This is a genomic window from Vitreoscilla sp. C1, assembly GCF_002951955.2.
In the GTDB taxonomy this organism is placed as follows: Bacteria; Pseudomonadota; Gammaproteobacteria; order Burkholderiales; family Neisseriaceae; genus Vitreoscilla; species Vitreoscilla stercoraria.
In genome coordinates this window covers 473,982-496,452 of sequence record NZ_CP019644.2, presented here as the reverse complement: position 1 = coordinate 496,452, position 22,471 = coordinate 473,982, and the positions used below count along the sequence as shown (strand labels likewise).

Here is a 22,471-nt window from a genome sequence, read left to right as displayed (position 1 = left end):
ACATAGAAACAAAGGACTATTTGATGCAAACCAAATCTATCTTAGGCGAACAAGAAATCCAAGCCATGTTGCAAGCTGCCACTGCCAAAGCCCATGAAAACAATTGGCAAGTCGCTGTTGCAATTGTGGATGATGGCGGTCATTTGTTGGGTTTTAGCCGCTTAGACGGTTGCGCACCTGTGGCTGCACACATTGCTTTGGAAAAAGCCAAAAGTGCCGCTTTAGGTCGCCGCGAAACCAAAGGTTATGAAGACATGATTAACGGTGGTCGTACCGCATTTGTATCAGCACCGCTACAAGGTTTGTTAGAAGGTGGTGTGCCTGTTGTGGTAGATGGTCAAGTGATTGGTGCTGTGGGCGTATCAGGCTTGGCAAAAGAATTGGATGCAGAAGTAGCCAAAGTAGCCGTTGCCGCCATCGGTTAATATCGTATTAAAAATAGCCATACCAACAGCAGATGGAGATTAAATCCATCTGCTGTTTTGCCATTCACTCTCGGTACAGATACTTTACCTTCATCACAAACCGAGTATAATATCTATTTTGAATTTTATATCTATCGAAACATCGTTCTGTCAAATATGACAATTAACAAAAATTAAGCAATATAATTTTTCTTCAAACAAGTATTATTACAAGCAATTTCCTTACCAATATCACGATTAAATTAAAATTATTATCATGATATCACTGGCAAAAAGATTACTGCGAGCCAAATTTTTTGCGCATAATAGAGCCACTGTGACCTCACTTGATTAAGAGTAGATGCCATGCCAAATTCTCTAGCCCGCTATCCTGAATACAACCAAATCATTCAATCCGTTTTGAAAGCAGATGCATTGTTATCTGGACAAAAAGAAGTCTTAGAGTTATTGGCCAAACGCGCACCTTTATTCCAAGTATTACACCGCTTGGTTTCTATTGTAGAAGAGCAATATGAAGGCACTTTTTGCTCTATTTTGTTGGTAGACAATGTACAAAAAACCTTTAAGGCCGGTGTGCGTGTTGAGTACGAAAAAAACTATTGTGAAGAGGAAACTGGCGTTTCTATTTTGCCGCCCTATATGGGACCTTGTTGCATGGCTTCTCATTTGCATGAACCCGTTTTGGTCAGCGACATTGAAAACGATGACCGTTGGCAAGCACCATGGCGTGATTGGGCATTGAGCAACGATTTGCAATCATGCCGTTCTCAGCCTATTTTTTCGTCTACGGGCGAAGTGCTGGGAACGTTTGCGATGTATCACAAAAAACATGTAGACCCTGCTTCTACCAATTTATATCAAATTGAAGTCACCTCACACATTGCGGGTATTGCCATTGAGCGCAAATTAATTGAACAAGAAGAATTGATCAAAGCCGAACAAGCACGTCTATTAAATGAAGAATTGACCAAATCCATTCATATGCGAGATGAGTTTTTGTCTATTGCATCGCATGAATTAAGCTCGCCGTTGGCTTTGTTGAAAATGCAAACCGAGATTAATAAGGAAATGTTACAAGAAGGCGAATTATCACAAGAAGATATTTTAACCCTCTTAGACAACCATGCCACACGCATTGATAAAGTCATTGCGGCAGTTCGCCAAATGTTGGATTTAAGCAATGTGGCAGAAGGCAAACTACAATTGCGTTGCCATTATTTCAATTTGACTGAAGTGTTACACGATGTCAGTGACCGTTTACAGCCTTTGGTCAAAGAGGCCAAAACCTCGTTGAATTTGCATTCAGAGGCAGAAATGATGGGTTATTGGGATCAATTTAAAATTGAACAAGTGTGCACCAATTTGATTACCAATGCTTTGAAATATGGCGACAACCACCCTGTCAATATTCATTTAAGCTTGCAAGATGGTGTGGCTAGATTAGAGGTGCAAGACCAAGGCAATGGCATTGCCGCATGTGACCATGAAAAAGTGTTTCAACGCTATGAACGGGTGGTGTCTCCTAACAGTAAAAAACCCGGTTTGGGATTGGGATTGCACATTGTCAAAGAAATTGTACAGGCACATCAAGGCAAAGTTTGGGTGGAAAGCGACATTGGACAAGGGGCACGCTTTATTGTCGAGCTACCTATTGATGCCTCACACATAGAATAAATATTCATTCACAATCAAAATAAGCGTCCTGTAACTTACAGGACGCTTATTTTTTTATGCAAACACTTAAGATTCAATTGTATGGGCATATCTAACCATTCATGTTTGAATCTGTATTGTGCAGACAGAAACGATACTACTATTGAGAGTGGAAGCATCACAATCTGTGGTATTGGGTGGCACGCCCACAGGGATTCGAACCCCGGTTGCCACTTTGAAGAAGTGGTGTCCTTGGCCAGCTAGACGATGGGCGCGATTGTTAGAATAAGCCAAGAAGATAAACCAAACATTTGCAACTGTCAAACCATAAGCCTCCTACCATTATTGCAAAAAAAAGGTACAATATGTGCCGAAAATAGGGGAACCCAAATGAATATTTTAATTTGCAATGATGATGGCTATTTGGCTGAGGGCATTCGTACCTTGGCTCGTGTCACCTCAGAATTTGCCAATGTGCGCGTTGTGGCACCCGATCGCGATCGCAGCGCTGTCAGCAATTCACTCACTTTAGACCGCCCATTGACGATACGCCAAGCTGACAATGGCTTTTACTATGTCAATGGCACTCCTACTGATTGTGTTCATTTGGGTTTACATGCCATGCCTGATTTTGTGCCTGATATGGTTTTTTCAGGCATTAACCATGGTGCCAATATGGGCGATGATACTTTATATTCAGGCACTGTTGCTGCGGCAACCGAAGCGTATTTATTGGGCATTCCTGCGGTGGCTTTTTCATTGCACGACAAAACCGAACGTTATTTTCATACGGCAGCAAAAGTAGCATGGGAAGTGGCCAAATATTTCAGCCAAAACCCACCCAAAGCACCGATTTTATGGAGTATTAACATCCCCAAAGTCGAACCAGAAGAGCTCAAAGGCTTCAAAGTCGCTCGCTTAGGTCGTCGCCATCACATGCAAAGCATAGTCCCTGCTGAAAATCCTCGTGGTCAGCCTGTATATTGGATCGGTTTACCTGGCGAAGCACAAGACTGCGACAGCGGTACCGACTTTGCAGCCACTGCCGAAGGCTATATTACCGTGACGCCTCTTTCTATTGATTTGACTGCTTACAATCAAATGCCACAAGTGCAAGAAGCCATTCGCCAATGGAGTCTTTAGTCTCTCGTAGCGGTCATTGGCAAGGCTTTGATTGGCGACGTGAACGCATGGTGCATCGCCTACAACACATGGGCGTGCATCAACCCGATGTCTTACATGCTTTGTCACGCACGCCGCGCCATTTGTTTGTGGAAGAGGCTTTGCGTTCACGCGCCTATGATGAAACCGCTTTGCCCATAGGATTGGGGCAAACCATTTCTCAGCCTTATACTGTCGGCATCATGACCCAATTATTGATTGGTGCTGGAGTGAGCGGTGATGAAAAAGTGTTGGAAATTGGCACAGGTTGCGGTTATCAAACCGCCATTTTGCACGCCATTTATGGCAATCGTGTTTTTTCCATAGAACGCATTTTTGAACTACATCAATTGGCCAAAAAACAATTGCGCAGTGTGGGTGCAAGCTTGGTGCGCTTGGCTTATGATGATGGTTATTTGGGTCTGCCTTCCGAAGCGCCATTTGATCGTATTATTGTGACAGCTGCAGCTCCCAACATGCCTTTAGCACTATTACAACAATTGGCTATTGGTGGCAGAATGGTTTTACCATTAGAAGAACCAGATGGCGTGCAATACTTATGGTTAATTGAAAAAACGCCCTACGGTTTTCATGAAACATGCGTACAAGAAGCCAATTTTGTACCTCTGATTAATGAGCAAGATGCTGATTTTTAAGACATGCAAATAATATATGTAAAATAGTGTCATAAACTGGCAGTTTCGCTCAAAATGCCCTACCATCATATGGGGCTAACATGGATTTCACACATAAAAATAAGGGTTACTCACAGATGCAACAATCAAAGCTTTTGAAAACAGGTTTGCTGACTGCAACCATTTTGAGCATGGCCGCGTGCCAAAATTGGACTCAACCTGCTGCCACCGTGCAAGACGGTACCCATAGTGGCAGCCTGACCCAAGGCAATGTGGTGACCACCACTTTGCCCGATAACAATCCTTATGGCACCGCACCGATTGATAACCCTTATGGCAACACCACTGTCAATACGACACCTTATACTCCGCCTGCCAATACAGGCAGCGGTAATGCTTATGTGGGTAATTACACCCCTGTGGATGTCAACGCTGTCTCGCATACAGTCACTGCAGGCGATACTGTTTACAACATCACCAAACGCTATGGCATTACCCAAGACCAATTGCGCTTATGGAACAATTTGGCTGACAACAACATCCGTTTAGGCTCACGCTTGCGTGTCAAACCGACTGACTATGTGGCGTCAAACGCCACACAAACCGTGACACAACCGATTACTCAGCCAGTTGTCACCCAACCTACTTACACGCCACCACCCGTGGTTACACCTCCAGTAACCAACACGACCAGCGCAGTTCCAAGCCAATCGACCAGCACAACGGCCAATGGGACTCGCAGTGTCAACGGTATTACATGGATGCGTCCAACCCAAGGTAACATCATTACCCAATTCACCACTGTGAACAAAGGCGTTGATATTGCAGGTAACGCAGGTCAAAACGTGGTTGCCGCTGCCGATGGCAAAGTGGTTTACAGTGGCAGCGATTTGCGCGGTTATGGCAATTTGTTGATTGTGCAACACAACTCTACTTTCTTAACCGCTTATGGTCACAACCAAAAATTGTTGGTGAAAGAAAACGACACTGTCAAACGTGGTCAAACCATCGCTCACATGGGCAATTCACACACCGACCGTTACAAATTACACTTTGAAGTGCGCCAAAACGGTAAACCTGTGAATCCATTGGAATACATTCCAAATTAATATTCAAAGCGTCCTGTAAACTTTTACAGGACGCTTGATTCCCTTTTTTGAATACCGTATCGCACTTGGTGCGATATTTTTATTTGAGGTCTGCCTATTATGTGGTTCAAACAAATCAGCGTGTTCGCCTTAGCACAAGACTTAAAAACCGATTTTGAAGCTTGGCATGACAAATTGTCTGCCGCAGCATTCCAGCCTTGCCAAGGTTTGGATTGGAAAAGCGAAGGCTTTGCGCGCGCAGTGCCATTTCGCGAAGAATTGATTTTCAATTTTCAAGACACATGGCGTTTTTCTTTGCGCCAAGAAGACAAAGTGTTGCCAACTACGGTGGTGCGTGAATTTTTAGATGAGAAATTGGCTGAATTGCAAGCCACCGAAGGCCGCATTATCGGGCGCAAAGAAAAAATGCAATTAAAAGAACAAATCACCGATGATTTGTTGCCTCGCGCATTTGTACGTTCACGCTATACCGAAGCGGTGATGGATTTACAAAGCCAGTTGTTGTTGGTCAATCAAAGCAATCCCAATAAATCTGAGAATTTTGTCAGCCAATTGCGCCAAGCTTTGGGCGGTTTGCCAGCCTCATTGCCCCGCACACAAGAATCGCCTAGCAGCTTAATGACCGCTTGGCTTATGCAAGGGGAAGCGGCGGGCAATTTTGAGCTAGACACCGACTGCGAACTCAAAGGCACAGGCGATATTGTGCCAGTGATTAAAATTAGCAAACAAGCATTAGACACAGAAGAAGTCAAACAACACCTAGAACATGGTAAAATCTGCACCCAATTAGGCTTGATTTGGAACGAACAAATCCGTTTTGTCTTGAATGAAGACTTGAGCTTGAAGCGCATCCAATATTTGGACATGTTACAAGAAGAGGCTGCCAACCAAGGCGACGATCCCGAAAGTTTGATGAGCGCAACCCAACTCATTATGACCCAAAACTTGAGCCTGTTGGTACATGAATTAATCGACCACTTAGGTGGCTTACAAGCGGCCTGAAAGACTATATATGAGCATCAAATCCGATAAATGGATTCGCCGCATGAGCGAAGAACATGGCATGATTTCGCCATTTGAACCGAATCAAATCAAACACCGTGATGGTGAGAAAATCATCTCTTACGGCACTTCTAGCTACGGCTATGACATCCGTTGTGCGCGTGAATTCAAGATTTTCACCAACATCAATTCCACCATTGTCGACCCTAAAAACTTCGACCCACGCAATTTTGTGGAAGTGGAAGACGATTATTGCATCATTCCGCCAAACTCATTTGCTTTGGCGCGCACAGTAGAATACTTCCGCATTCCACGCAACGTATTAACAGTGTGTTTGGGCAAATCAACTTACGCTCGCTGTGGCATTATTGTCAATGTGACACCATTTGAGCCTGAATGGGAAGGCTATGTGACTTTGGAATTTTCCAACACCACGCCATTACCTGCAAAAATTTATGCAAATGAAGGGGTTGCACAAGTCTTATTCTTCGAAAGTGATGAAGACTGTGACGTATCTTATAAAGATAGAAATGGTAAATATATGGGTCAAACTGGGGTAACTTTACCAAAAGCCTAAAGCAATTGACTTTAAAGCTGAATTTAAAAAACATTTTTACGCAAGTTTGCGATTTAATAGTGTTTTTTTAAAAAAAAATGGGTAGAATATTACTTGCAAATGTTTCCTCCTGGATATTTTGCATTATTCCCTTATTTTGAATTGATATTCAAACGCTGTACAGGCTGTCCCCTTGCCGTACAGCGTATTTTTTTGGGCTAAATATACGCATGAATATTTATTCTCATTTCATAAATGACCTATCTGGCCATCCTATATCTTTAACAGATTATCAAAACCACGCCATTTTAATTTTCAATTCTGCCAGCGAATGTGGCTTCACCCCACAATTAACGCAATTAGTACAATTGCATCATCAATACGCCCACCAAGGTTTGGTCATTATAGGTTGCCCATGCAATCAATTTCGCCAGCAAGAACCTGGCTCTGCGAACGAAATTGCGCAGTTTTGTGAAAGCCGCTATCACATTCCTTTTTTGATGACTGAAAAAATCGATGTCAACGGCCCTCACACCCACCCTTTATGGCAAGACTTAAAACAAGCCCAAACAGGCTTCTTAGGCACTTCATCCATCAAATGGAATTTCACCAAATTTTTAATCAATCGTTCCGGCGAAGTTGTGGAACGTGTTGCCACTTGGCGCAATCCAATGAGTATGGTCACGGCAATTGAAAAAGTGTTGAAATGAAAACAGAGAATCAAATTGGTATCATGGTCAGCCTAGCTTTAAGCTGCGTATTACTGCTGACCGCTTGTTTGAGTATTCAAAAATCTGAAACCACCACGCCATCGGCACCGTGGTTAACCAACCTAATCACCCAAGCCGAAGCCGAACCTCACTTACTCCAAGCCGTTTACACTTTAGAACACTATCAAGAAAAATATTATCTGACCGTGCCCGGTTGTTGTGACCGTTTCAGTGTTTTATACAATGCCCAAGGTCAAAAAATTTGCTCGCCCAATGGTGGTTTTACAGGACGAGGCGATGGTCAATGCGGCAATATAGATATCAGAACCTTATCAAAAACCAAAATCTGGCCGAAAAAATCCGCTGATACCCATCAGAATATGGCAAAATAATGCCTTTTTATGGTGACGAACAATGGCGGTTTTGGTTTTGCAACACCCCAATCTGACTCAATTGGATTGGCAATTTTGGTCTGACACTTTCACACCTAACAATCAGGCACCATCATCCGTTTGGCGAATTTCAGTCAACGCCGATTTCAAACTCACCGAAAATCAAAAAATCTGGTTGCTGCAACATCAAGTTGATGCCGCTATCATGCCGACCACTGCCAAATTTACTGATTTAGGCTTGGTGGTCAGCGACATGGATTCCACATTGATTACCATCGAGTGCATCGATGAAGTCGCTGCAGGCAATGGCTTAAAAGACCAAGTAGCTGCCATTACCGAGCGCTCTATGCGTGGCGAATTGGATTTTGAAGCGTCTTTGCGTCAACGTGTGGCTTTGCTCAAAGGCTTGCCTGAAATGGAATTGGCTTATGTTTACGACCATGTATTGCAATTGAATCGTGGTGCAGAAGCCTTCTTGGCTCATTGCAAACAACATGATGTCAAATTCATGCTCGTTTCAGGCGGCTTCACCTTCTTTACCGAACACCTCAAAAAACGCTTGGGTTTTGAATACGCTTATGCCAATGAATTGGAAATTGTCGATGGCAAATTAACCGGCAACCTTACAGGACGCCTCATTGATGCCCAAGCCAAAGCCGATTTGTTGCACCAATATGCCAATGAATTGAACATTCCTCTAAGTCAAACTTTGGCCATGGGCGATGGTGCCAATGACATTCCAATGTTACAGGCCGCAGGTTTCGGTGTGGCGATTCATGCCAAGCCCAAAACCCGTGAGCATGCAGATATTTGTATCGACTTTGGCGGATTGGATGCGATATACCATTGCTTCAACAACGATTAAAATCTGCTATGAGCACATAAATTGGTCTTGATAATAGTTGACCAATTTAGTCGGAAATAGGATAATTAATACATATTCAAGCAGGAAAGACGTATGCGATTAACCACTAAAGGACGGTTTGCGGTTTCAGCCATGTTGGACTTGGCCTTATATGGTCAAGACAATGCGGTCAGCCTGACTGCCATCAGTGAACGCCAACACATTTCCTTAGCTTATTTGGAACAATTGTTTGTGAAGTTGCGCCGCGCGCAATTGGTCAAATCCATACGGGGTCCTGGTGGCGGTTATGTTTTAAACCGCACTACCAATGACATCAGCATCGCTTGCATTGTCAATGCAGTCGAAGATGGTTTGGATGCGACTCAATGTGGTGGCAAGGGAAATTGTCATGGTGAGGCGCCCTGTATGACCCATCATTTATGGGAAAACCTCAACAAAACCATAGACAATTACCTGAGCAACATCCATTTGGATGACTTGGTCAAACAACAACACGCACCTCAAGAACATGCGGTACGTTTTAACGCACCCACCATTAGTTAAAGAGAAAAATTATGGCTGTTCAAACTCCAGTTTATTTAGACAACGCTGCCACCACCCGTGTGGATCCTCGTGTCGCTGAAAAAATGATTCCGTTTTTGACTGAAATCTATGGCAATCCTGCCAGCTCTAGCCATGCTTTTGGTTGGGCTGCAGAAGAAGCTGTAGAAACCGCTCGTGAGCAAGTGGCAGCTTTGTTGAATGCTGACAGCAAAGAAATCATCTTTACTTCAGGTGCATCTGAATCTGACAACTTGGCTATCAAGGGTGCGGCACATTTTTACCAAAACAAAGGCAAACATTTAATCACTGTTAAAACCGAGCACAAAGCGGTTTTGGATACGATGCGTGAATTGGAACGCCAAGGTTTTGAAGTGACTTACTTGGATGTACAAGACAATGGTTTGATTGACTTGGAAGTCTTCAAAGCGGCTTTGCGCGACGATACCATTTTGGTGTCTGTGATGTGGGTTAACAACGAAATCGGCGTGATTCAAGACATCGCTGCCATCGGTGAAATTTGTCGCGAACGTGGCATTGTGTTCCATGTGGACGCAGCGCAAGCGGCCGGTAAAATTGAAATCGATGTGAATGCGGTTAAGGTAGACTTGATCAGCTTGTCAGCGCACAAAATATACGGCCCTAAAGGCATTGGCGCTTTGTATGTGCGTCGCAAACCTCGTATTCGTTTGGAAGCGCAATTGCACGGTGGTGGTCATGAACGTGGTTTCCGCAGCGGCACTTTGGCTTCACACCAAATCGTCGGCATGGGCGAAGCATTCCGCATTGCCAAAGAAGAAATGGCTGCAGAAAACGAACGTTTGTTAGGTCTGCGCAATCGCTTCTTGGAATTGATCAAAGACGTTGAAGAAGTGTACATCAACGGTGACTTAGAACAACGCTATGTTGGTAATTTGAACGTGAGCTTCAACTATGTAGAAGGCGAAAGCTTGATCATGGCCATCAAAGAATTGGCTGTTTCAAGTGGCTCTGCATGTACTTCTGCAAGTTTAGAGCCTTCATACGTATTGCGTGCTTTGGGCCGCAACGACGAATTGGCACACAGCTCTTTGCGCATCAGCTTCGGCCGCTTTACCACCATGGAAGAAGTAGAATACGCAGCTGAATTGATCAAATCAAAAATTGGCAAATTGCGCGATTTATCGCCTTTGTGGGAAATGTTCAAAGAAGGCATCGATTTGTCTACCGTACAATGGGCAGAACACTAATCATTTGATTTGGGCGGCATCAGCCGTCCTGTAAAAGGAATACCATCATGGCTTACAGCGATAAAGTAATCGATCACTACGAAAATCCACGCAATGTGGGTTCATTTGACAAAAACGACGGCAGCGTGGGTACAGGTATGGTTGGTGCCCCTGCGTGTGGCGACGTGATGAAATTGCAAATCAAAGTCAACGAAGCGGGCGTGATTGAAGACGCTAAATTCAAAACTTACGGTTGTGGCTCTGCCATTGCTTCTTCTTCTTTGATTACCGAGTGGGTCAAGGGCAAAACTTTGGACGAAGCGATGGCAATTAAAAACAGCCAAATCGCCGAAGAGTTGGCTTTGCCACCTGTAAAAGTACACTGCTCTATCTTGGCAGAAGACGCCATCAAAGCAGCAGTCAGCGACTATAAAACCAAAAACGGCAACTAAGCTGATTTTGGTAGTTTGACCTTTTACAGGACGCTTAAAAGGCGTCCTGTAACCCATATAAATGGGTAGACCTCATAAGGATGCACCATGATTACCTTGACCGAAAGCGCAGCAGCGCACATCCAAAACTTCTTGAACAACCGTGGTAAAGGCGTTGGCATCCGTTTGGGTGTGAAAACCAGCGGCTGCTCAGGCATGGCTTATACTTTAGAGTTTGCCGATGAAACCACCGAAGATGACATCGTATTTGAAGGTTTTGGCGTCAAAGTCATCACCGATGCCAAAAGCCACGCTTATTTAGACGGTACCGAATTGGATTACACCAAAGAAGGCTTACAAGAAGGCTTCAAATTCAACAATCCCAACGTCAAAGACGAATGTGGTTGTGGTGAGAGTTTCCACGTTTAAAACGTGTTTGAGTGTGTTTACAGGACGCTTTGTATGGCCATAGATTATTTTAAAATGTTTGCTTTGGACAAAAGCTATCCTTTAGATACGCAAGTATTAGAGCAAACATACCGCCGCCTTTCCACCCAATACCATCCAGATAAAACCGCACATTTGTCCGCATTTGAACAGAAACAAGCGGTGATGTTATCGGCAACCATCAACGAAGCCTATCGCGTGTTGAAGTCCCCTTTGGATCGTGCGGCATATTTGCTCAAAGAACAAGGCATCCATGCCGATGCGCCTGAACATACGCAATTTGCACCCGAGTTTTTAATGCAACAAATGCAATGGCGTGAAGATTTGGACGATGCTCAAGGCAATGAAGCCGCTTTATTGGCACTGCAAAAAGACATCAACCAAGCTTATCAAACTTTGCAACAAGACTTGTTAAACGATTTTGCCCAAGAACAATGGCAACAAGCCGCCGCACATGTGCGTGAAGGCCGCTTTATCAGCAAATTACTACAACAAATCAAACAAGCCTTACCTTAACTAAAGAACAGAACACAACTCATGGCTTTACTACAAATCGCCGAACCAGGCATGTCAGCAGCGCCCCACCAACACCGTTTGGCAGTGGGTATCGATTTGGGTACCACCAACAGTTTGGTGGCAACGGTGAAAAGTGGCAGCGCCAACTGTTTACCTGATTCATTTGGTCGCAGCACAGTACCATCGGTGGTGCGTTATGGTGAAGACATTGAAGTAGGTTATGGCGCACTCAAAGCACAAAAAATTGACCCATTGAACACCATCAGTTCCGCCAAACGTTTGATTGGTCGCCAAGTGGGTGATTTAGACCCTACTCAATGGGCTTATCGCTTCACTGACAATAACAAAATCATCGAATTGGAAACCCGTCAAGGCTTGAAAACACCGATTGAAGTGTCTTCCGAAATCCTCAAAGCGTTAAAACAACGTGCTGAAGAAAGTTTGGGCGGTGCTTTAACGGGTGCGGTCATTACTGTTCCTGCTTATTTTGACGATGCCCAACGCCAAGCGACCAAAGACGCTGCCAAGCTAGCTGGTTTGAACGTATTGCGTTTGTTGAACGAACCAACGGCAGCTGCGATTGCTTATGGTTTGGACAACCGTTCTGAAGGCACGTTTGTGGTGTTTGATTTGGGTGGCGGTACGTTTGATGTGTCGATTTTGCGCTTAGAGCAAGGCTTGTTCCAAGTTTTGGCAACAGGCGGCAACAGCGCTTTGGGCGGTGATGATTTTGACCACCGCTTGTACACTTGGTTATTAGAACAAAAAGACTTGAATGATTTAGCCGAACAAGACGCTCAATTATTGTTAAGCTTGATTCGTGCAGCCAAACAAGAATTGACCGACAGCGAAACCGCCACTTTGCGTGCCGTATTGAGTGATGGTCACGAAGTGCAAGCAACGCTTGCTCGCGAACATTTCCATGCCTTAACTCAAGACTTGGTCGCACAAACCATCGAGCCTGTGAAACAGGCTTTGCGTGATGCAGATGTCCATAAGAGCGATATCAACGGCATTATTATGGTCGGTGGCTCAACGCGCATGCCGCATGTACAACAAGCGGTGGCAGACTTTTTTGGTCAAGCGCCATTGAACAATTTGAATCCCGATGAAGTCGTGGCTTTGGGCGCGGCAATTCAAGCCAATGTTTTGGCAGGCAACAAAGCCGATGACGAATGGCTGTTATTGGATGTAACACCTTTGTCTTTGGGTTTGGAAACCTATGGCGGTTTGGTGGAAAAAGTGATTCCACGCAACTCCACCATTCCAACGGCAATGGCACAAGAATTCACCACATTCAAAGACGGTCAAAATGCGATGATGATTCATGTGGTGCAAGGCGAGCGTGAATTGGTCAGCGATTGCCGCTCTTTGGCACGTTTTACCTTGCGTGGCATTCCACCGATGGTGGCAGGTGCTGCACGCATTCGTGTGACCTTCCAAGTGGATGCCGATGGTTTATTGTCCGTGTCAGCGCAAGAACAAACCACAGGCGTACAGGCCGCTGTCGAAGTGAAGCCCTCTTACGGCTTGGACGATACAACCATCATGCAAATGTTGAAAGATTCCATGAAATTTGCCGCTGAAGACATGACCAGTCGTGCCCGTCAAGAAGCCTTGGTGGAAGCAGAAAGCATTTTGACTGCAGTGGGCGTGGCTTTGGAGAGCGATGGTGATTTGTTGAATGAACAAGAGCGTGCCGATGTCGATGCTGTGATGCAAGCTTTGCGCACTGAAACCGAATCAGGCGATGCTGCCAGCATTCGTGCCAAAATTGAACACTTAAATCATGCCACCGATGCTTTTGCAGCAGCACGCATGGACCGCAACATCCAACGTGCGTTAACCGGTCACAATATTGCCGATATTTAAACCATTCATACGCCAATATTGATACACCATACAACTAAAAAACAGGTTACAGGTCGCTTATACAGCGTCCTGTAACACCAAATTGCTGAATTAAGAACAAGAATCCGCTGCTTGTTCCACCATTAGGAAACCACATGCCCAAAATCACGGTATTACCTCATCCTGTCTTGTGCCCTGAAGGCGCACAAATCAATAACGCCGAACAAGGTCAAACCATTTGTGACGTGTTGTTACAACACCATGTTGACATCGACCATGCTTGTGAAAAATCATGCGCATGTACCACTTGCCATGTGGTGGTACGTGAAGGTTTTAACAGCTTAGAAGAAGCGACGGACTTGGAAGAAGATTTGTTAGACCAAGCTTGGGGCTTGACCTCTTTGTCACGCTTGAGCTGCCAAGCCAAAGTAGCGGACAAAGATTTGGTGGTAGAATTGCCAAAATACACCATTAACCATGCACGTGAACACTAACAGCGTCCTGTAAAATAAGGAACCCACCATGAAATGGACTGACACCTTACGCATTGCCGAAGATTTGGCTGACACTCACGATGACATCGACCCCCAAACCATCCGCTTTACCCAATTGCGTCAATTGGTTTTGGATTTGCCTGATTTTAACGATGATCCCGATCGTTGTGGTGAAAAAATCTTAGAAGCGATTCAACAAGCTTGGATAGACGAAGCCGAATAAAAAAACGTGCCCAATGGCACGTTTTTTTATTTTCATTATTCTCAATACTCAAATTTGCAAAGTGTCGACCAAATCGATTAAAAAATCAATGTCGCTGTTGTCGTTTAAAATACGCCATTTTCTAATATTAATATCTTGCAACATGCCTTGATAGGTATTGCCATTCAAATCATTCAAAATATTCTTCAACGGTTCTAATACAGTCGGATATTGAGGTGATAACAACAACACATGGCTTAATACCTCAACATCGTCTTTCATCGTTTGCACCAATGGGCGTACTGATTTGCGCAAAGTAGCACTCCAAGAGTGATACACATCTGTTGGCACAAAAGCCAAATCCACCGTACCATTCATCAAATATTTGACGGCTTGCAAATGATTTTGCGCTGTTTGCATGTCAATGTGATCGGCATCAATGTCTGCACATTCTAATAAAATCAAACCCAATTGCTGCACTTCTGGACTATCAACACAAGCAATCGCATGATACTCATCATGCATATCGTCCATACTTTGCCATGGCGCATCTTCTCGACACAATACCATCACTTCGGTGACATCATTTTCAGGTCTCGCCACCACTTGAAAATGCTTTTGCTGTACTAAAAAACTACAATCGGCAGCACTGGCAAATACCAAGTCCAAAGCATCGTTTTCTAAGCCTTGGCGCAATTGTCCAAAATTTTCATACGTTGTAATATTCAAACGTACTTGTAGTTGTTTTTGCAAATAACGCAAAAAAATATGCCAACCTGATAAATAATCTGGATGTACATCGGGAGCAATCGCAAAACGCAAATGAATGTCACTCATTTCAAGACACCTTTGTATATTGACTAATGAATGTTTCCATTTCTAAAATTTTAGCCCGCGCAGGTTTGCGTCGAACCGAAGTATAGGCAACGATTTTACCATCACGATAATTGGGATTGACCGAAGCATAAACCCAATAATAACGACCATCTTTACGCAAATTTTTCACATAACCAAACCACGATTGACCACTTTGAATCGTTTGCCACATCTGACTAAACACACTATTTGGAATATCTGGATGACGTAAAATGCATTGCGGCGCACCAATTAACTCTTCTCGCTCATAAGCAGAAATATCAACAAAAGCTTGGTTGGCATGGGTAATCACCCCATTCAAATCTGTTCTAGAAACAATCATCCGGCCATCAGGATACGGCACTTCCTCATCTAAAACCCATAGTTTTCTTTTCTGACCATTAGAAAACTGATGAACATATTCATAAGGATGAGAATCTGCAACCACATCATCTAAAGACATGTCTTGCCACAAATAGTTGTTCATGACATTTTCCTTTTGCTTATTAGAATAATTTTCTGTAAATATGCTAAAAATACTCAATGAAAGTATTATTACAATTTTATCAATAATTTAAATAACATTTTCCACAAGGCATATGACTGCGACAAGGGTTACCAAACGAAAAATACATTTCACTCAGCAGGCAAAAGCATGCCAAAAATAAAGGAACGCGTTTTAATCTAAGACAAGCTTTCCACATAAAAAAAGCCTATATTCAATCAGAATATAGGCCTATCAAGACTTCATTGATTTATATCAAATCTATTATTTCTCAGCTTGTGCACGCAAATAATTCAACAACAACGGTACAGGACGACCACTTGCACCTTTATTAGCACCACTAACCCAAGCCGTACCTGCCACATCCAAGTGTGCCCAAGAATAGTTTTCGGTGAAATAAGACAAGAATGTGGCTGCGGTAATCGTGCCCGCACCAGGAGTACCAATATTGGCCAAATCAGCAAAATTGCTCTTCAATTGGTCACGATATTCTTCAAACAAAGGCAATTGCCACACACGATCATTCACATCTGTACCAATTTGTACCAATTCATCTACCAATGCTTGATCATTACCCATCACACCACTGACTTGGTGACCCAATGCCACAATACAAGCACCCGTCAACGTGGCGACATCAATGACTGCTTTAGGTTTGAATTGCTCTGCATAAGACAGCGCATCGCACAAAATCAAACGTCCTTCGGCATCGGTATTCAATACTTCAATGCTAATGCCATTCATTGCTTTGACAATATCACCAGGTTTCACTGCGCCACCTGAAGGCATGTTTTCACAAGTTGGTACAATGGCTTTCAAATTAATCGGCAAATTCAACTCGGCTGCAGCACAGAATGTTGCAATCACAGAAGCCGCACCGAACATGTCATATTTCATTTCATCCATGTTGGCGCCTGGCTTTAACGAAATGCCGCCTGTATCAAAAGTAATGCCTTTACCAACCAACACATACGGCTGTTCATTGGCATCTGCGGCGCCATTGTGCGTCAATTCGATCAAATAAGGTGTTTCAACACTGCCTTTGGCCACAGACCAAAATGAACCCATACCCATGCTTTGGATGGCAGCTGCATCATGTAACACCGCTTGTGCACCTACGGCTTCAGCATGGGCTCGGGCTTGCTCAGCCAAGAATGTTGGTGTGCAAATATTGGGTGCTTGATTGCCCAAATCTTTGGCAAATGCCATCGCTTTAGCCAAAACCACCGCTGTATTCAAAGCGGCCTGTAAGCTGTCATCTGCCAAAAATTCAACTTCTTGTAAAGACACTGCTTTGGCATCGCGTTTGTGTTCGTCAAAACGATAAGCCGCTTTGTCAAATGCCAATACCAAAGTTTCCAAGCACTCTGCGCCTTGCTCAGCGGTCAAAGCAGTCAAATCCACCACAGCGTGGCTGGCTTGACGCTCTTCAAAATACTGTGCAATTTTGACAGCTTGTTTTTCAATTTTGGCACGTGTGGCATCTGCCGTCACTTGCAACACTGCCATAGGTACTAGCGTTGCATCTACCATAGTCAAATTTACGACACTGTCTACCGCCGCATCTGCATCTAAGGTATTTTGCAATGCATTCAATACTTCAGCATACGCTACCGCTTCTTTTTTATCGCCTTTTACTGTGACCTGAACATAAGCCGATGCTGGTTCTGGCTGATTTTTTTCGCTATTTATGCTAAATTTCATATCATTTATCTCCAAATTTTGGCTAATAGAAGTCTATGCCGTCAAACCACTTTATTGTACCTGACGACAACCTCTAAAACCATGCCAGTTAGGGCAAACAGCTCATTATGATTTATCAACGCAAATTTATAAAAGAACTCTCTTACACCGCCATAGGTATATTTTTGGTGTTGTTGGCGATTTTATTGTGCACGCAAGTGGTCAACTTACTTGGACGTGCCGCAGACGGCCGTGTCGCCATCGATGCCGTCGGTGCTTTGATTGGCTTTTGGATGGTTGGTTTAACGCCCTTATTGTTAATTCTAACGGTCTTCATCAGTTTGTTAACCGTATTAACCCGTTATTGGCGTGACAGCGAAATGGCAGTATGGCGCGCAGGTGGCTTGTCTTTGCACAGCTGGCTCAAACCTGTGGCATGGTTTGTCGTACCCTTTGCTTTATTGATTGGCGGTTTGACCTTGGCGGTATTGCCTTGGGCAGAAAGTCGCAGCCAAGAATACGCACAAATTCTCAAACAACAACAAGCTTTGTCTATGGTCGAGCAAGGTGTGTTTCGTGGTATTGGGGATCATCGTTTGTATTTCATCGAAACATTCGACAGCGAAGCAGGCATTGCCCAAAACCTATTCATCCGTGAACAAATGGAAGATGGCAAAAGTGCGGTCATCACCGCACAATCTGGTAATTTCAACATAGACCCACATGCCACTGAACGCTCTTTACAATTGCTCAATGGTCGCCGCTATGTCGGCACACCGGGACAAGCCGATTATGAAGTGGTGCATTTTGCACAATTGGATTTATTGCTAAAAAATGACATTGAGCCCATTACAGCCAGCACCGCTCGCCAAGCCATTCCAACAATGACGCTCCTTGGCAGTCATGAGCCTCGCCATCAAGCAGAATTGATGTGGCGTTTGTCCCTGCCTTTAACCGTATTGGTGTTAGGTCTGCTATCTGTGCCTTTGTCACATTTTAATACCCGCTCAGGTCACAGCTACAATTTGATTGCCGCAGTGGGTCTGTTTTTAGTGTATCAAAACGGTTTAACTTTACTGCGCCGTGCGATTGAAGATGGTTTACCATTCTGGGTTGGCTTTTTACCGATGCACATTTTCATGATGGCATTGGCTTGGCTGATGTTGCGTTATCGAAATCAACCTAATGGCGCATTTTGGCCGACTTTAAAAGCCGCAGTGAAAGGAAACCGCGCATGAGTTTATTGACCCGCTACCTACTCAAACGCTTGGGCTCCATGACACTATTTAGCCTGATTGCTTTATTGGCTTTGTATGTGTTTTTTGATGTTTTGAATGAAAGTGCCGATTTGGGCAAAGATGGTTATAGCGTAAGCAACATGTTTGTCTATGTTGCCTTGCTCATTCCTGCGCACATTTACGAATTGTTGCCTTTGGCGGTGTTGATTGGCGGCTTGATTGCTTTATCAGGCCTGGCTAACAGCAGTGAATTGACGGTCATGAAAGCCAGTGGCATTTCAACCAAACGCTTTGTCACCATCTTGCTTGGATTTGGCATGGTGTTTGCCATTTTGACCGCTGTTTTGGGTGAATGGCTCGCCCCGCAAACCCAACAATGGGCTGAGCGGGTCAAAAACCATGCCCAAAGCAAAGATGCGCCCGTTGGACAGTCAGGTGTTTGGATTAAAAATGAAGGTCGCTATGTCAATTTTGGTGAGTTATTGCCTGATTTAAGTGTGCGCGATTTCACCATTTACAGCCACAACGCTGATTACCAATTGACCCAAACTTTGTATGCCAAACAAGCGAAAAATTTAGGCAATGACCAATGGCAATTGACCGATGTCGCCATCACTGATTTACAACCCAACAGCAGCAAAGCCTCTAAACAAGCGCAATTAACGCTGGCTTTGCAAATCGATGACAATGTTTTGAACGCTTTGCAAGTCAAACCAGAACAAATGTCTTTGATGGCTTTGGGCAATTACATTCAACATTTGAATGCCAACCAACAACAATCTGAGCGTTATGAAATTGCATGGTGGCGCAAACTCACGTATCCGATTGCCGCTTTGGCGATGGCCTTGATTGCCTTGGCATTCACGCCGCAAAACACGCGCCGCAGCAACACCACTTTGAAATTGTTTGTCGGCATTTTCATTGGCGTGGCATTTCACTTTGCCAATCGTTTTTTTGCTTTCAGCGCTCAGTTGTACAATATCAACGCAGCAGTCGCTGCCGTATTGCCAACATTGTTATTCTTGATTGTTGCCATTTATTGGATACGCCGCCAAGAACGCCGTTGATACACATGTGCTATTTTAAGCGTCCTGTAATATTTACAGGACGCTTTTTTATCACGCTTTTATACATGGCTGACATCAGTAAATTGCATCATGCATCCACTCGTTTTCAATCCATGCTTATTCAAATTCCATAAACAAAGCGTCCTGTAACATTTACAGGACGCTTAAAAACAACCATCAAACTTATTGTGACAAAGTCGCTACCATAACAGCCTTAATCGTGTGCATGCGGTTTTCCGCTTGGTCAAATACCACAGCGGCCTCGCTTTCAAACACATCATCGGTCACTTCCACGCCCACCAAACCAAATGTTTCTTCAATCCAACGACCCACTTTGGTTTCATTGTCATGAAAAGCGGGCAAGCAATGCATAAATTTCACATTGGCATTGCCTGATGCGCTCATCAATTCACGGTTCACTTGATAAGGTTTGAGCAAAGCAATGCGCTCTTGCCACGCCGATTCAGGCTCACCCATAGACACCCACACATCGGTATGAATAAAATCCACGCCTTGCACAGCGGCCTGTAAATCTTCCGTCACCAATACATGCGCACCGCTTTGTGCCGCCAAAGCCATACAATGCGCTAACACCTCAGCGCTTGGCTGCAAGGCTTTAGGTGCTGCAATGCGCACATCCATACCCATCAAACAACCGACTTCAAGCAAAGAATTGCCCGTATTGCAACGTGCATCGCCTGTGTACACAAACGAAATTTCATTCAGAGGCTTGGTAGAATGCTCTTGCATGGTCAACAAATCCGCCAACATTTGTGTTGGATGCCATTCATCTGTCAAACCATTGTAAACAGGCACGCCAGCGTATTGCGCCAACTCCTCCACAATCTCTTGACCAAAACCACGATACTCAATCGCATCATACATGCGACCCAACACGCGCGCGGTGTCTTTGATGCTTTCTTTGTGACCGATTTGGCTGCCAGTGGGGCCCAAATACGTGGTCGTAGCACCTTGATCGGCAGCGCCTACTTCAAAAGCACATCGGGTACGAGTCGAGGTTTTTTCAAAAATCAACGCCACGTTTTTGCCACGCAAAGCTTGTGTTTCAGTACCGTTTTTCTTAGCCGCTTTCAAGTCTGCCGCCAAACTTAACAAAGACAAAACTTCAGCTTGTGAAAAATCCGCCAACTTCAAAAAATGTTTACCATACAAAGAAGACATTTACACTTTCCCTTAAACTGCCAAAGACACCAACATACGTTGGTAAATATTCGATAATGGCTCAATATCGGCCACATTCACATGTTCATCAATTTGGTGAATGCTGGCATTGATTGGGCCCAATTCAATCAACTCTTTTGCAATGGCTTTGATAAAACGGCCATCAGAGGTACCGCCTGTGGTAGAAAGCTCGGCGCGAACACCACATTCGGCCGCAATCGCCGCTTGTGCCACTTCAGTCAAGCGGCCTGCATCGGTCAAAAATGGTTGACCTGACAAAGACCACGCCAATTCGTATTGGATATTGTGCGCATCCAAAATGGCATGCACACGCTGTTTCAATTGCTCTGCCGTCACTTCGGTACTGAAACGGAAATTGAATTTCACATTCAAGCTGCCCGCAATCACATTGGTAGCACCTGTACCGCCGTTAATATTGGAAATTTGAAAACTGGTCGCAGGAAAATATTCATTGCCTTCATCCCACACTTCACGCGTCAAATCCGCTATTGCAGGGGCAAATGTATGCACAGGATTAATCGCCAAATGCGGATAAGCGATGTGACCTTGCTTGCCAATCACTGTTAAATTGCCCGATAAGGAACCGCGACGACCGTTTTTGATGGTGTCACCCAAAACCGTACTGCTCGTTGGTTCACCCACAACACAATAATCAATCAGTTCGCCACGCTCACGCAACACATCCACCACTTTGGTCGTACCATCGTGTGCATCGCCTTCTTCGTCAGAAGTGATGAGCAATGCAATACTGGCAGGGTAATCAGGCTGATCGGCAAGCAAACGCTCACATGCCGTCACAAAAGCGGCAATGCTGGTTTTCATATCCGCCGCACCGCGACCGTACAATTTGCCGTCACGCTCAATCGGTAAAAATGGATCAGAAGTCCATTGCTCCACAGGTCCTGTTGGTACCACATCTGTGTGGCCTGCAAAGCAAATCAACGGGCTTTGTGTGCCAAAACGCAACCACAAATTATCGGTTTCACCAAAACGCAAACGCTCAGCCGTAAAGCCAAGCGCTTCCAATCTGTTTATCAATACTTGCTGGCAACCTTCGTCCGCAGGCGTCACCGAAGCTCTTGCCATCAATTGTTTGGTTAATTCTAAAGTACTCATCACTGTCTTTATCGTCATCATTGCTCACGCAAACCCAAGTCAAAATATACTTTTGCTTGCACACTTTTACCTCTTCTAAAGCTTACATGATTTTATTCACTTGATAAAGAACAAACCCAAGCAGAACATACAAACCTGAGTGACATACCAATCGCTCGCCAAACGGCATGAAAAATCTTTTGTTCACTATGGCATCACTTGGATTTAAATTTGTTGGGGTAACCTCCGTGTAACCATTTCAACACCTTTTTGTTGACCATTTTCTTTTAAGATACGCCCCACTTTTCGCAATGCCGACAAAGCAATGCTGACATTCATCACACAAGTAATCGTTTGTAATAACAGCAAATTGATTTGCACCAACGTCCCTAATGCCAATAAATATCCCGCAATACTCACTAAACCAAACGCAAACAAAACATAATTCAAAGCCGCAACCACATGGTAAAACGTGATACTGCCTCGATTTGCAGATGTAGATTTCAAATAACGGCGACTGCTCATCAGCCCACTGATGGCACTGACGATGCTCATACCCAACCATATTGACCACATCATTCTCACATCCTCTTAATCAATTCTTACATATTGAGCCACTTCCTGAATT

At 44.2% G+C, this 22,471-nt stretch carries 26 protein-coding genes and 1 tRNA gene; 20 read left to right on the top strand and 7 right to left on the bottom strand.

The genetic code is table 11. The annotated features are described in order from the left end of the window. The first annotated feature begins 23 nt into the window (after positions 1–23). Together ADP71_RS02445 and ADP71_RS02440 are read left to right on the top strand one after the other, a co-directional pair. Positions 24–425, top strand: coding sequence for a heme-binding protein (locus tag ADP71_RS02445; RefSeq protein ID WP_019957372.1), 402 nt, complete (start codon positions 24–26; stop codon positions 423–425). Between the two features lie 345 nt (positions 426–770). Then, positions 771–2,099, top strand: coding sequence for a GAF domain-containing sensor histidine kinase (locus ADP71_RS02440; RefSeq protein WP_171460863.1), 1,329 nt, complete (start codon positions 771–773; stop codon positions 2,097–2,099). A 177-nt stretch (positions 2,100–2,276) separates the two neighbouring features. On the opposite strand, the gene ADP71_RS02435 is transcribed toward ADP71_RS02440, so the two are convergent. Next, positions 2,277–2,353: transfer RNA gene (locus ADP71_RS02435), tRNA-Glu, on the bottom strand. A 115-nt stretch (positions 2,354–2,468) separates the two neighbouring features. Between ADP71_RS02435 and surE the strand changes: the two genes are divergently transcribed. The 16 genes from surE to iscX all read left to right on the top strand — a co-directional run bounded on the left by surE (position 2,469) and on the right by iscX (position 14,218). Continuing rightward, a complete protein-coding gene (gene surE / locus ADP71_RS02430; RefSeq protein ID WP_019957370.1) occupies positions 2,469–3,221 on the top strand; it encodes a 5'/3'-nucleotidase SurE in 753 nt (250 codons plus the stop codon). Beyond that, complete coding sequence (locus tag ADP71_RS02425) at positions 3,209–3,895, top strand: protein-L-isoaspartate(D-aspartate) O-methyltransferase (RefSeq protein WP_019957369.1); 687 nt, start codon at positions 3,209–3,211, stop codon at positions 3,893–3,895. The genes surE and ADP71_RS02425 overlap by 13 nt, the downstream gene beginning before the upstream one ends. Before the next feature lie 116 nt (positions 3,896–4,011). Then, positions 4,012–4,983 carry a peptidoglycan DD-metalloendopeptidase family protein gene (locus tag ADP71_RS02420; RefSeq protein ID WP_019957368.1) on the top strand — a complete coding sequence of 324 codons (972 nt, stop codon included), beginning with the start codon at positions 4,012–4,014 and terminating at the stop codon, positions 4,981–4,983. 99 nt (positions 4,984–5,082) lie between these two features. Beyond that, positions 5,083–5,985: a recombination-associated protein RdgC gene (locus tag ADP71_RS02415; protein ID WP_019957367.1), complete on the top strand. Its 903-nt coding sequence runs from the start codon at positions 5,083–5,085 to the stop codon at positions 5,983–5,985. A gap of 10 nt (positions 5,986–5,995) precedes the next feature. Next, positions 5,996–6,562 (top strand): dCTP deaminase, encoded by a 567-nt coding sequence (gene dcd, locus ADP71_RS02410; protein WP_019957366.1) that lies wholly within the window; start codon positions 5,996–5,998, stop codon positions 6,560–6,562. Between the two features lie 209 nt (positions 6,563–6,771). After that, positions 6,772–7,251 carry a glutathione peroxidase gene (locus ADP71_RS02405; RefSeq protein ID WP_019957365.1) on the top strand — a complete coding sequence of 160 codons (480 nt, stop codon included), beginning with the start codon at positions 6,772–6,774 and terminating at the stop codon, positions 7,249–7,251. Continuing rightward, a complete protein-coding gene (locus ADP71_RS02400; protein WP_104931408.1) occupies positions 7,248–7,643 on the top strand; it encodes a DUF6970 domain-containing protein in 396 nt (131 codons plus the stop codon). Before ADP71_RS02405 ends, ADP71_RS02400 begins: the two co-directional genes overlap by 4 nt. A gap of 22 nt (positions 7,644–7,665) precedes the next feature. Next, positions 7,666–8,508 (top strand): phosphoserine phosphatase SerB, encoded by an 843-nt coding sequence (gene serB, locus ADP71_RS02395; protein WP_019957363.1) that lies wholly within the window; start codon positions 7,666–7,668, stop codon positions 8,506–8,508. Positions 8,509–8,601: 93 nt separating this feature from the next. Further along, a complete protein-coding gene (locus tag ADP71_RS02390) occupies positions 8,602–9,051 on the top strand; it encodes an Rrf2 family transcriptional regulator (protein WP_019957362.1) in 450 nt (149 codons plus the stop codon). Positions 9,052–9,062: 11 nt separating this feature from the next. Beyond that, positions 9,063–10,277 carry an IscS subfamily cysteine desulfurase gene (locus ADP71_RS02385; protein ID WP_019957361.1) on the top strand — a complete coding sequence of 405 codons (1,215 nt, stop codon included), beginning with the start codon at positions 9,063–9,065 and terminating at the stop codon, positions 10,275–10,277. A gap of 47 nt (positions 10,278–10,324) precedes the next feature. After that, positions 10,325–10,708, top strand: a complete 384-nt coding sequence (gene iscU / locus ADP71_RS02380; protein WP_019957360.1) for a Fe-S cluster assembly scaffold IscU — start codon at positions 10,325–10,327, stop codon at positions 10,706–10,708. Positions 10,709–10,795: 87 nt separating this feature from the next. After that, positions 10,796–11,116 (top strand): iron-sulfur cluster assembly protein IscA, encoded by a 321-nt coding sequence (iscA, locus tag ADP71_RS02375; protein WP_019957359.1) that lies wholly within the window; start codon positions 10,796–10,798, stop codon positions 11,114–11,116. A 33-nt stretch (positions 11,117–11,149) separates the two neighbouring features. Next, entirely contained in the window at positions 11,150–11,650 is a 501-nt protein-coding gene (gene hscB / locus ADP71_RS02370; protein ID WP_019957358.1) for a Fe-S protein assembly co-chaperone HscB, read from the top strand. 21 nt (positions 11,651–11,671) lie between these two features. Continuing rightward, positions 11,672–13,522, top strand: a complete 1,851-nt coding sequence (gene hscA / locus ADP71_RS02365) for a Fe-S protein assembly chaperone HscA (RefSeq protein ID WP_019957357.1) — start codon at positions 11,672–11,674, stop codon at positions 13,520–13,522. 134 nt (positions 13,523–13,656) lie between these two features. Continuing rightward, positions 13,657–13,995 (top strand): ISC system 2Fe-2S type ferredoxin, encoded by a 339-nt coding sequence (gene fdx, locus ADP71_RS02360; protein ID WP_019957356.1) that lies wholly within the window; start codon positions 13,657–13,659, stop codon positions 13,993–13,995. Positions 13,996–14,023: 28 nt separating this feature from the next. Further along, positions 14,024–14,218 carry a Fe-S cluster assembly protein IscX gene (iscX, locus tag ADP71_RS02355; RefSeq protein ID WP_104931407.1) on the top strand — a complete coding sequence of 65 codons (195 nt, stop codon included), beginning with the start codon at positions 14,024–14,026 and terminating at the stop codon, positions 14,216–14,218. A gap of 48 nt (positions 14,219–14,266) precedes the next feature. Here the strand turns inward: iscX and ADP71_RS02350 are convergent, their stop codons facing one another. The 3 genes from ADP71_RS02350 to ADP71_RS02340 all read right to left on the bottom strand — a co-directional run bounded on the left by ADP71_RS02350 (position 14,267) and on the right by ADP71_RS02340 (position 17,261). Next, entirely contained in the window at positions 14,267–15,034 is a 768-nt protein-coding gene (locus ADP71_RS02350) for a phosphate/phosphite/phosphonate ABC transporter substrate-binding protein (RefSeq protein ID WP_171460862.1), read from the bottom strand. Between the two features lies 1 nt (position 15,035). Further along, the gene (locus ADP71_RS02345; protein WP_104931405.1) at positions 15,036–15,539 is read right to left on the bottom strand and encodes a PAS domain-containing protein; all 504 of its coding nucleotides are present in this window, start codon (positions 15,537–15,539) and stop codon (positions 15,036–15,038) included. A gap of 282 nt (positions 15,540–15,821) precedes the next feature. Continuing rightward, a complete protein-coding gene (locus ADP71_RS02340; RefSeq protein WP_019957352.1) occupies positions 15,822–17,261 on the bottom strand; it encodes a leucyl aminopeptidase in 1,440 nt (479 codons plus the stop codon). A 107-nt stretch (positions 17,262–17,368) separates the two neighbouring features. On the opposite strand from ADP71_RS02340, the gene lptF reads away from it, so the two are divergent. Beyond that, a complete protein-coding gene (gene lptF / locus ADP71_RS02335; RefSeq protein WP_019957351.1) occupies positions 17,369–18,478 on the top strand; it encodes an LPS export ABC transporter permease LptF in 1,110 nt (369 codons plus the stop codon). Beyond that, positions 18,475–19,545 (top strand): LPS export ABC transporter permease LptG, encoded by a 1,071-nt coding sequence (lptG, locus tag ADP71_RS02330; protein ID WP_104931404.1) that lies wholly within the window; start codon positions 18,475–18,477, stop codon positions 19,543–19,545. The genes lptF and lptG overlap by 4 nt, the downstream gene beginning before the upstream one ends. Positions 19,546–19,728: 183 nt before the next feature. Here lptG and argF read toward each other — a convergent pair whose 3' ends face one another. The 3 genes from argF to ADP71_RS02315 all read right to left on the bottom strand — a co-directional run bounded on the left by argF (position 19,729) and on the right by ADP71_RS02315 (position 22,422). After that, entirely contained in the window at positions 19,729–20,727 is a 999-nt protein-coding gene (gene argF / locus ADP71_RS02325) for an ornithine carbamoyltransferase (RefSeq protein WP_019957349.1), read from the bottom strand. Positions 20,728–20,739: 12 nt separating this feature from the next. Continuing rightward, positions 20,740–21,864: a succinyl-diaminopimelate desuccinylase gene (dapE, locus tag ADP71_RS02320; protein WP_104931403.1), complete on the bottom strand. Its 1,125-nt coding sequence runs from the start codon at positions 21,862–21,864 to the stop codon at positions 20,740–20,742. Between the two features lie 204 nt (positions 21,865–22,068). Then, the gene (locus tag ADP71_RS02315; RefSeq protein ID WP_104931402.1) at positions 22,069–22,422 is read right to left on the bottom strand and encodes a hypothetical protein; all 354 of its coding nucleotides are present in this window, start codon (positions 22,420–22,422) and stop codon (positions 22,069–22,071) included. Positions 22,423–22,471 lie beyond the last annotated feature (49 nt).

Excerpts from the sequence above, each read along its gene's own strand:
- dapE (WP_104931403.1), bottom strand. The coding sequence starts at position 21,864 with ATGAGTACTTTAGAATTAACCAAACAATTGATGGCAAGAGCTTCGGTG.
- ADP71_RS02390 (WP_019957362.1), top strand. The coding sequence starts at position 8,602 with ATGCGATTAACCACTAAAGGACGGTTTGCGGTTTCAGCCATGTTGGAC.
- iscX (WP_104931407.1), top strand. The coding sequence starts at position 14,024 with ATGAAATGGACTGACACCTTACGCATTGCCGAAGATTTGGCTGACACT.
- dcd (WP_019957366.1), top strand. The coding sequence starts at position 5,996 with ATGAGCATCAAATCCGATAAATGGATTCGCCGCATGAGCGAAGAACAT.
- ADP71_RS02400 (WP_104931408.1), top strand. The coding sequence starts at position 7,248 with ATGAAAACAGAGAATCAAATTGGTATCATGGTCAGCCTAGCTTTAAGC.
- ADP71_RS02425 (WP_019957369.1), top strand. The coding sequence starts at position 3,209 with ATGGAGTCTTTAGTCTCTCGTAGCGGTCATTGGCAAGGCTTTGATTGG.
- ADP71_RS02385 (WP_019957361.1), top strand. The coding sequence starts at position 9,063 with ATGGCTGTTCAAACTCCAGTTTATTTAGACAACGCTGCCACCACCCGT.
- ADP71_RS02420 (WP_019957368.1), top strand. The coding sequence starts at position 4,012 with ATGCAACAATCAAAGCTTTTGAAAACAGGTTTGCTGACTGCAACCATT.
- hscA (WP_019957357.1), top strand. The coding sequence starts at position 11,672 with ATGGCTTTACTACAAATCGCCGAACCAGGCATGTCAGCAGCGCCCCAC.
- lptF (WP_019957351.1), top strand. The coding sequence starts at position 17,369 with ATGATTTATCAACGCAAATTTATAAAAGAACTCTCTTACACCGCCATA.
- iscA (WP_019957359.1), top strand. The coding sequence starts at position 10,796 with ATGATTACCTTGACCGAAAGCGCAGCAGCGCACATCCAAAACTTCTTG.
- argF (WP_019957349.1), bottom strand. The coding sequence starts at position 20,727 with ATGTCTTCTTTGTATGGTAAACATTTTTTGAAGTTGGCGGATTTTTCA.
- ADP71_RS02345 (WP_104931405.1), bottom strand. The coding sequence starts at position 15,539 with ATGAACAACTATTTGTGGCAAGACATGTCTTTAGATGATGTGGTTGCA.
- ADP71_RS02405 (WP_019957365.1), top strand. The coding sequence starts at position 6,772 with ATGAATATTTATTCTCATTTCATAAATGACCTATCTGGCCATCCTATA.
- surE (WP_019957370.1), top strand. The coding sequence starts at position 2,469 with ATGAATATTTTAATTTGCAATGATGATGGCTATTTGGCTGAGGGCATT.
- ADP71_RS02445 (WP_019957372.1), top strand. The coding sequence starts at position 24 with ATGCAAACCAAATCTATCTTAGGCGAACAAGAAATCCAAGCCATGTTG.
- lptG (WP_104931404.1), top strand. The coding sequence starts at position 18,475 with ATGAGTTTATTGACCCGCTACCTACTCAAACGCTTGGGCTCCATGACA.
- serB (WP_019957363.1), top strand. The coding sequence starts at position 7,666 with ATGGCGGTTTTGGTTTTGCAACACCCCAATCTGACTCAATTGGATTGG.
- ADP71_RS02415 (WP_019957367.1), top strand. The coding sequence starts at position 5,083 with ATGTGGTTCAAACAAATCAGCGTGTTCGCCTTAGCACAAGACTTAAAA.
- ADP71_RS02440 (WP_171460863.1), top strand. The coding sequence starts at position 771 with ATGCCAAATTCTCTAGCCCGCTATCCTGAATACAACCAAATCATTCAA.
- hscB (WP_019957358.1), top strand. The coding sequence starts at position 11,150 with ATGGCCATAGATTATTTTAAAATGTTTGCTTTGGACAAAAGCTATCCT.
- ADP71_RS02350 (WP_171460862.1), bottom strand. The coding sequence starts at position 15,034 with ATGAGTGACATTCATTTGCGTTTTGCGATTGCTCCCGATGTACATCCA.
- ADP71_RS02315 (WP_104931402.1), bottom strand. The coding sequence starts at position 22,422 with ATGATGTGGTCAATATGGTTGGGTATGAGCATCGTCAGTGCCATCAGT.
- iscU (WP_019957360.1), top strand. The coding sequence starts at position 10,325 with ATGGCTTACAGCGATAAAGTAATCGATCACTACGAAAATCCACGCAAT.
- fdx (WP_019957356.1), top strand. The coding sequence starts at position 13,657 with ATGCCCAAAATCACGGTATTACCTCATCCTGTCTTGTGCCCTGAAGGC.
- ADP71_RS02340 (WP_019957352.1), bottom strand. The coding sequence starts at position 17,261 with ATGAAATTTAGCATAAATAGCGAAAAAAATCAGCCAGAACCAGCATCG.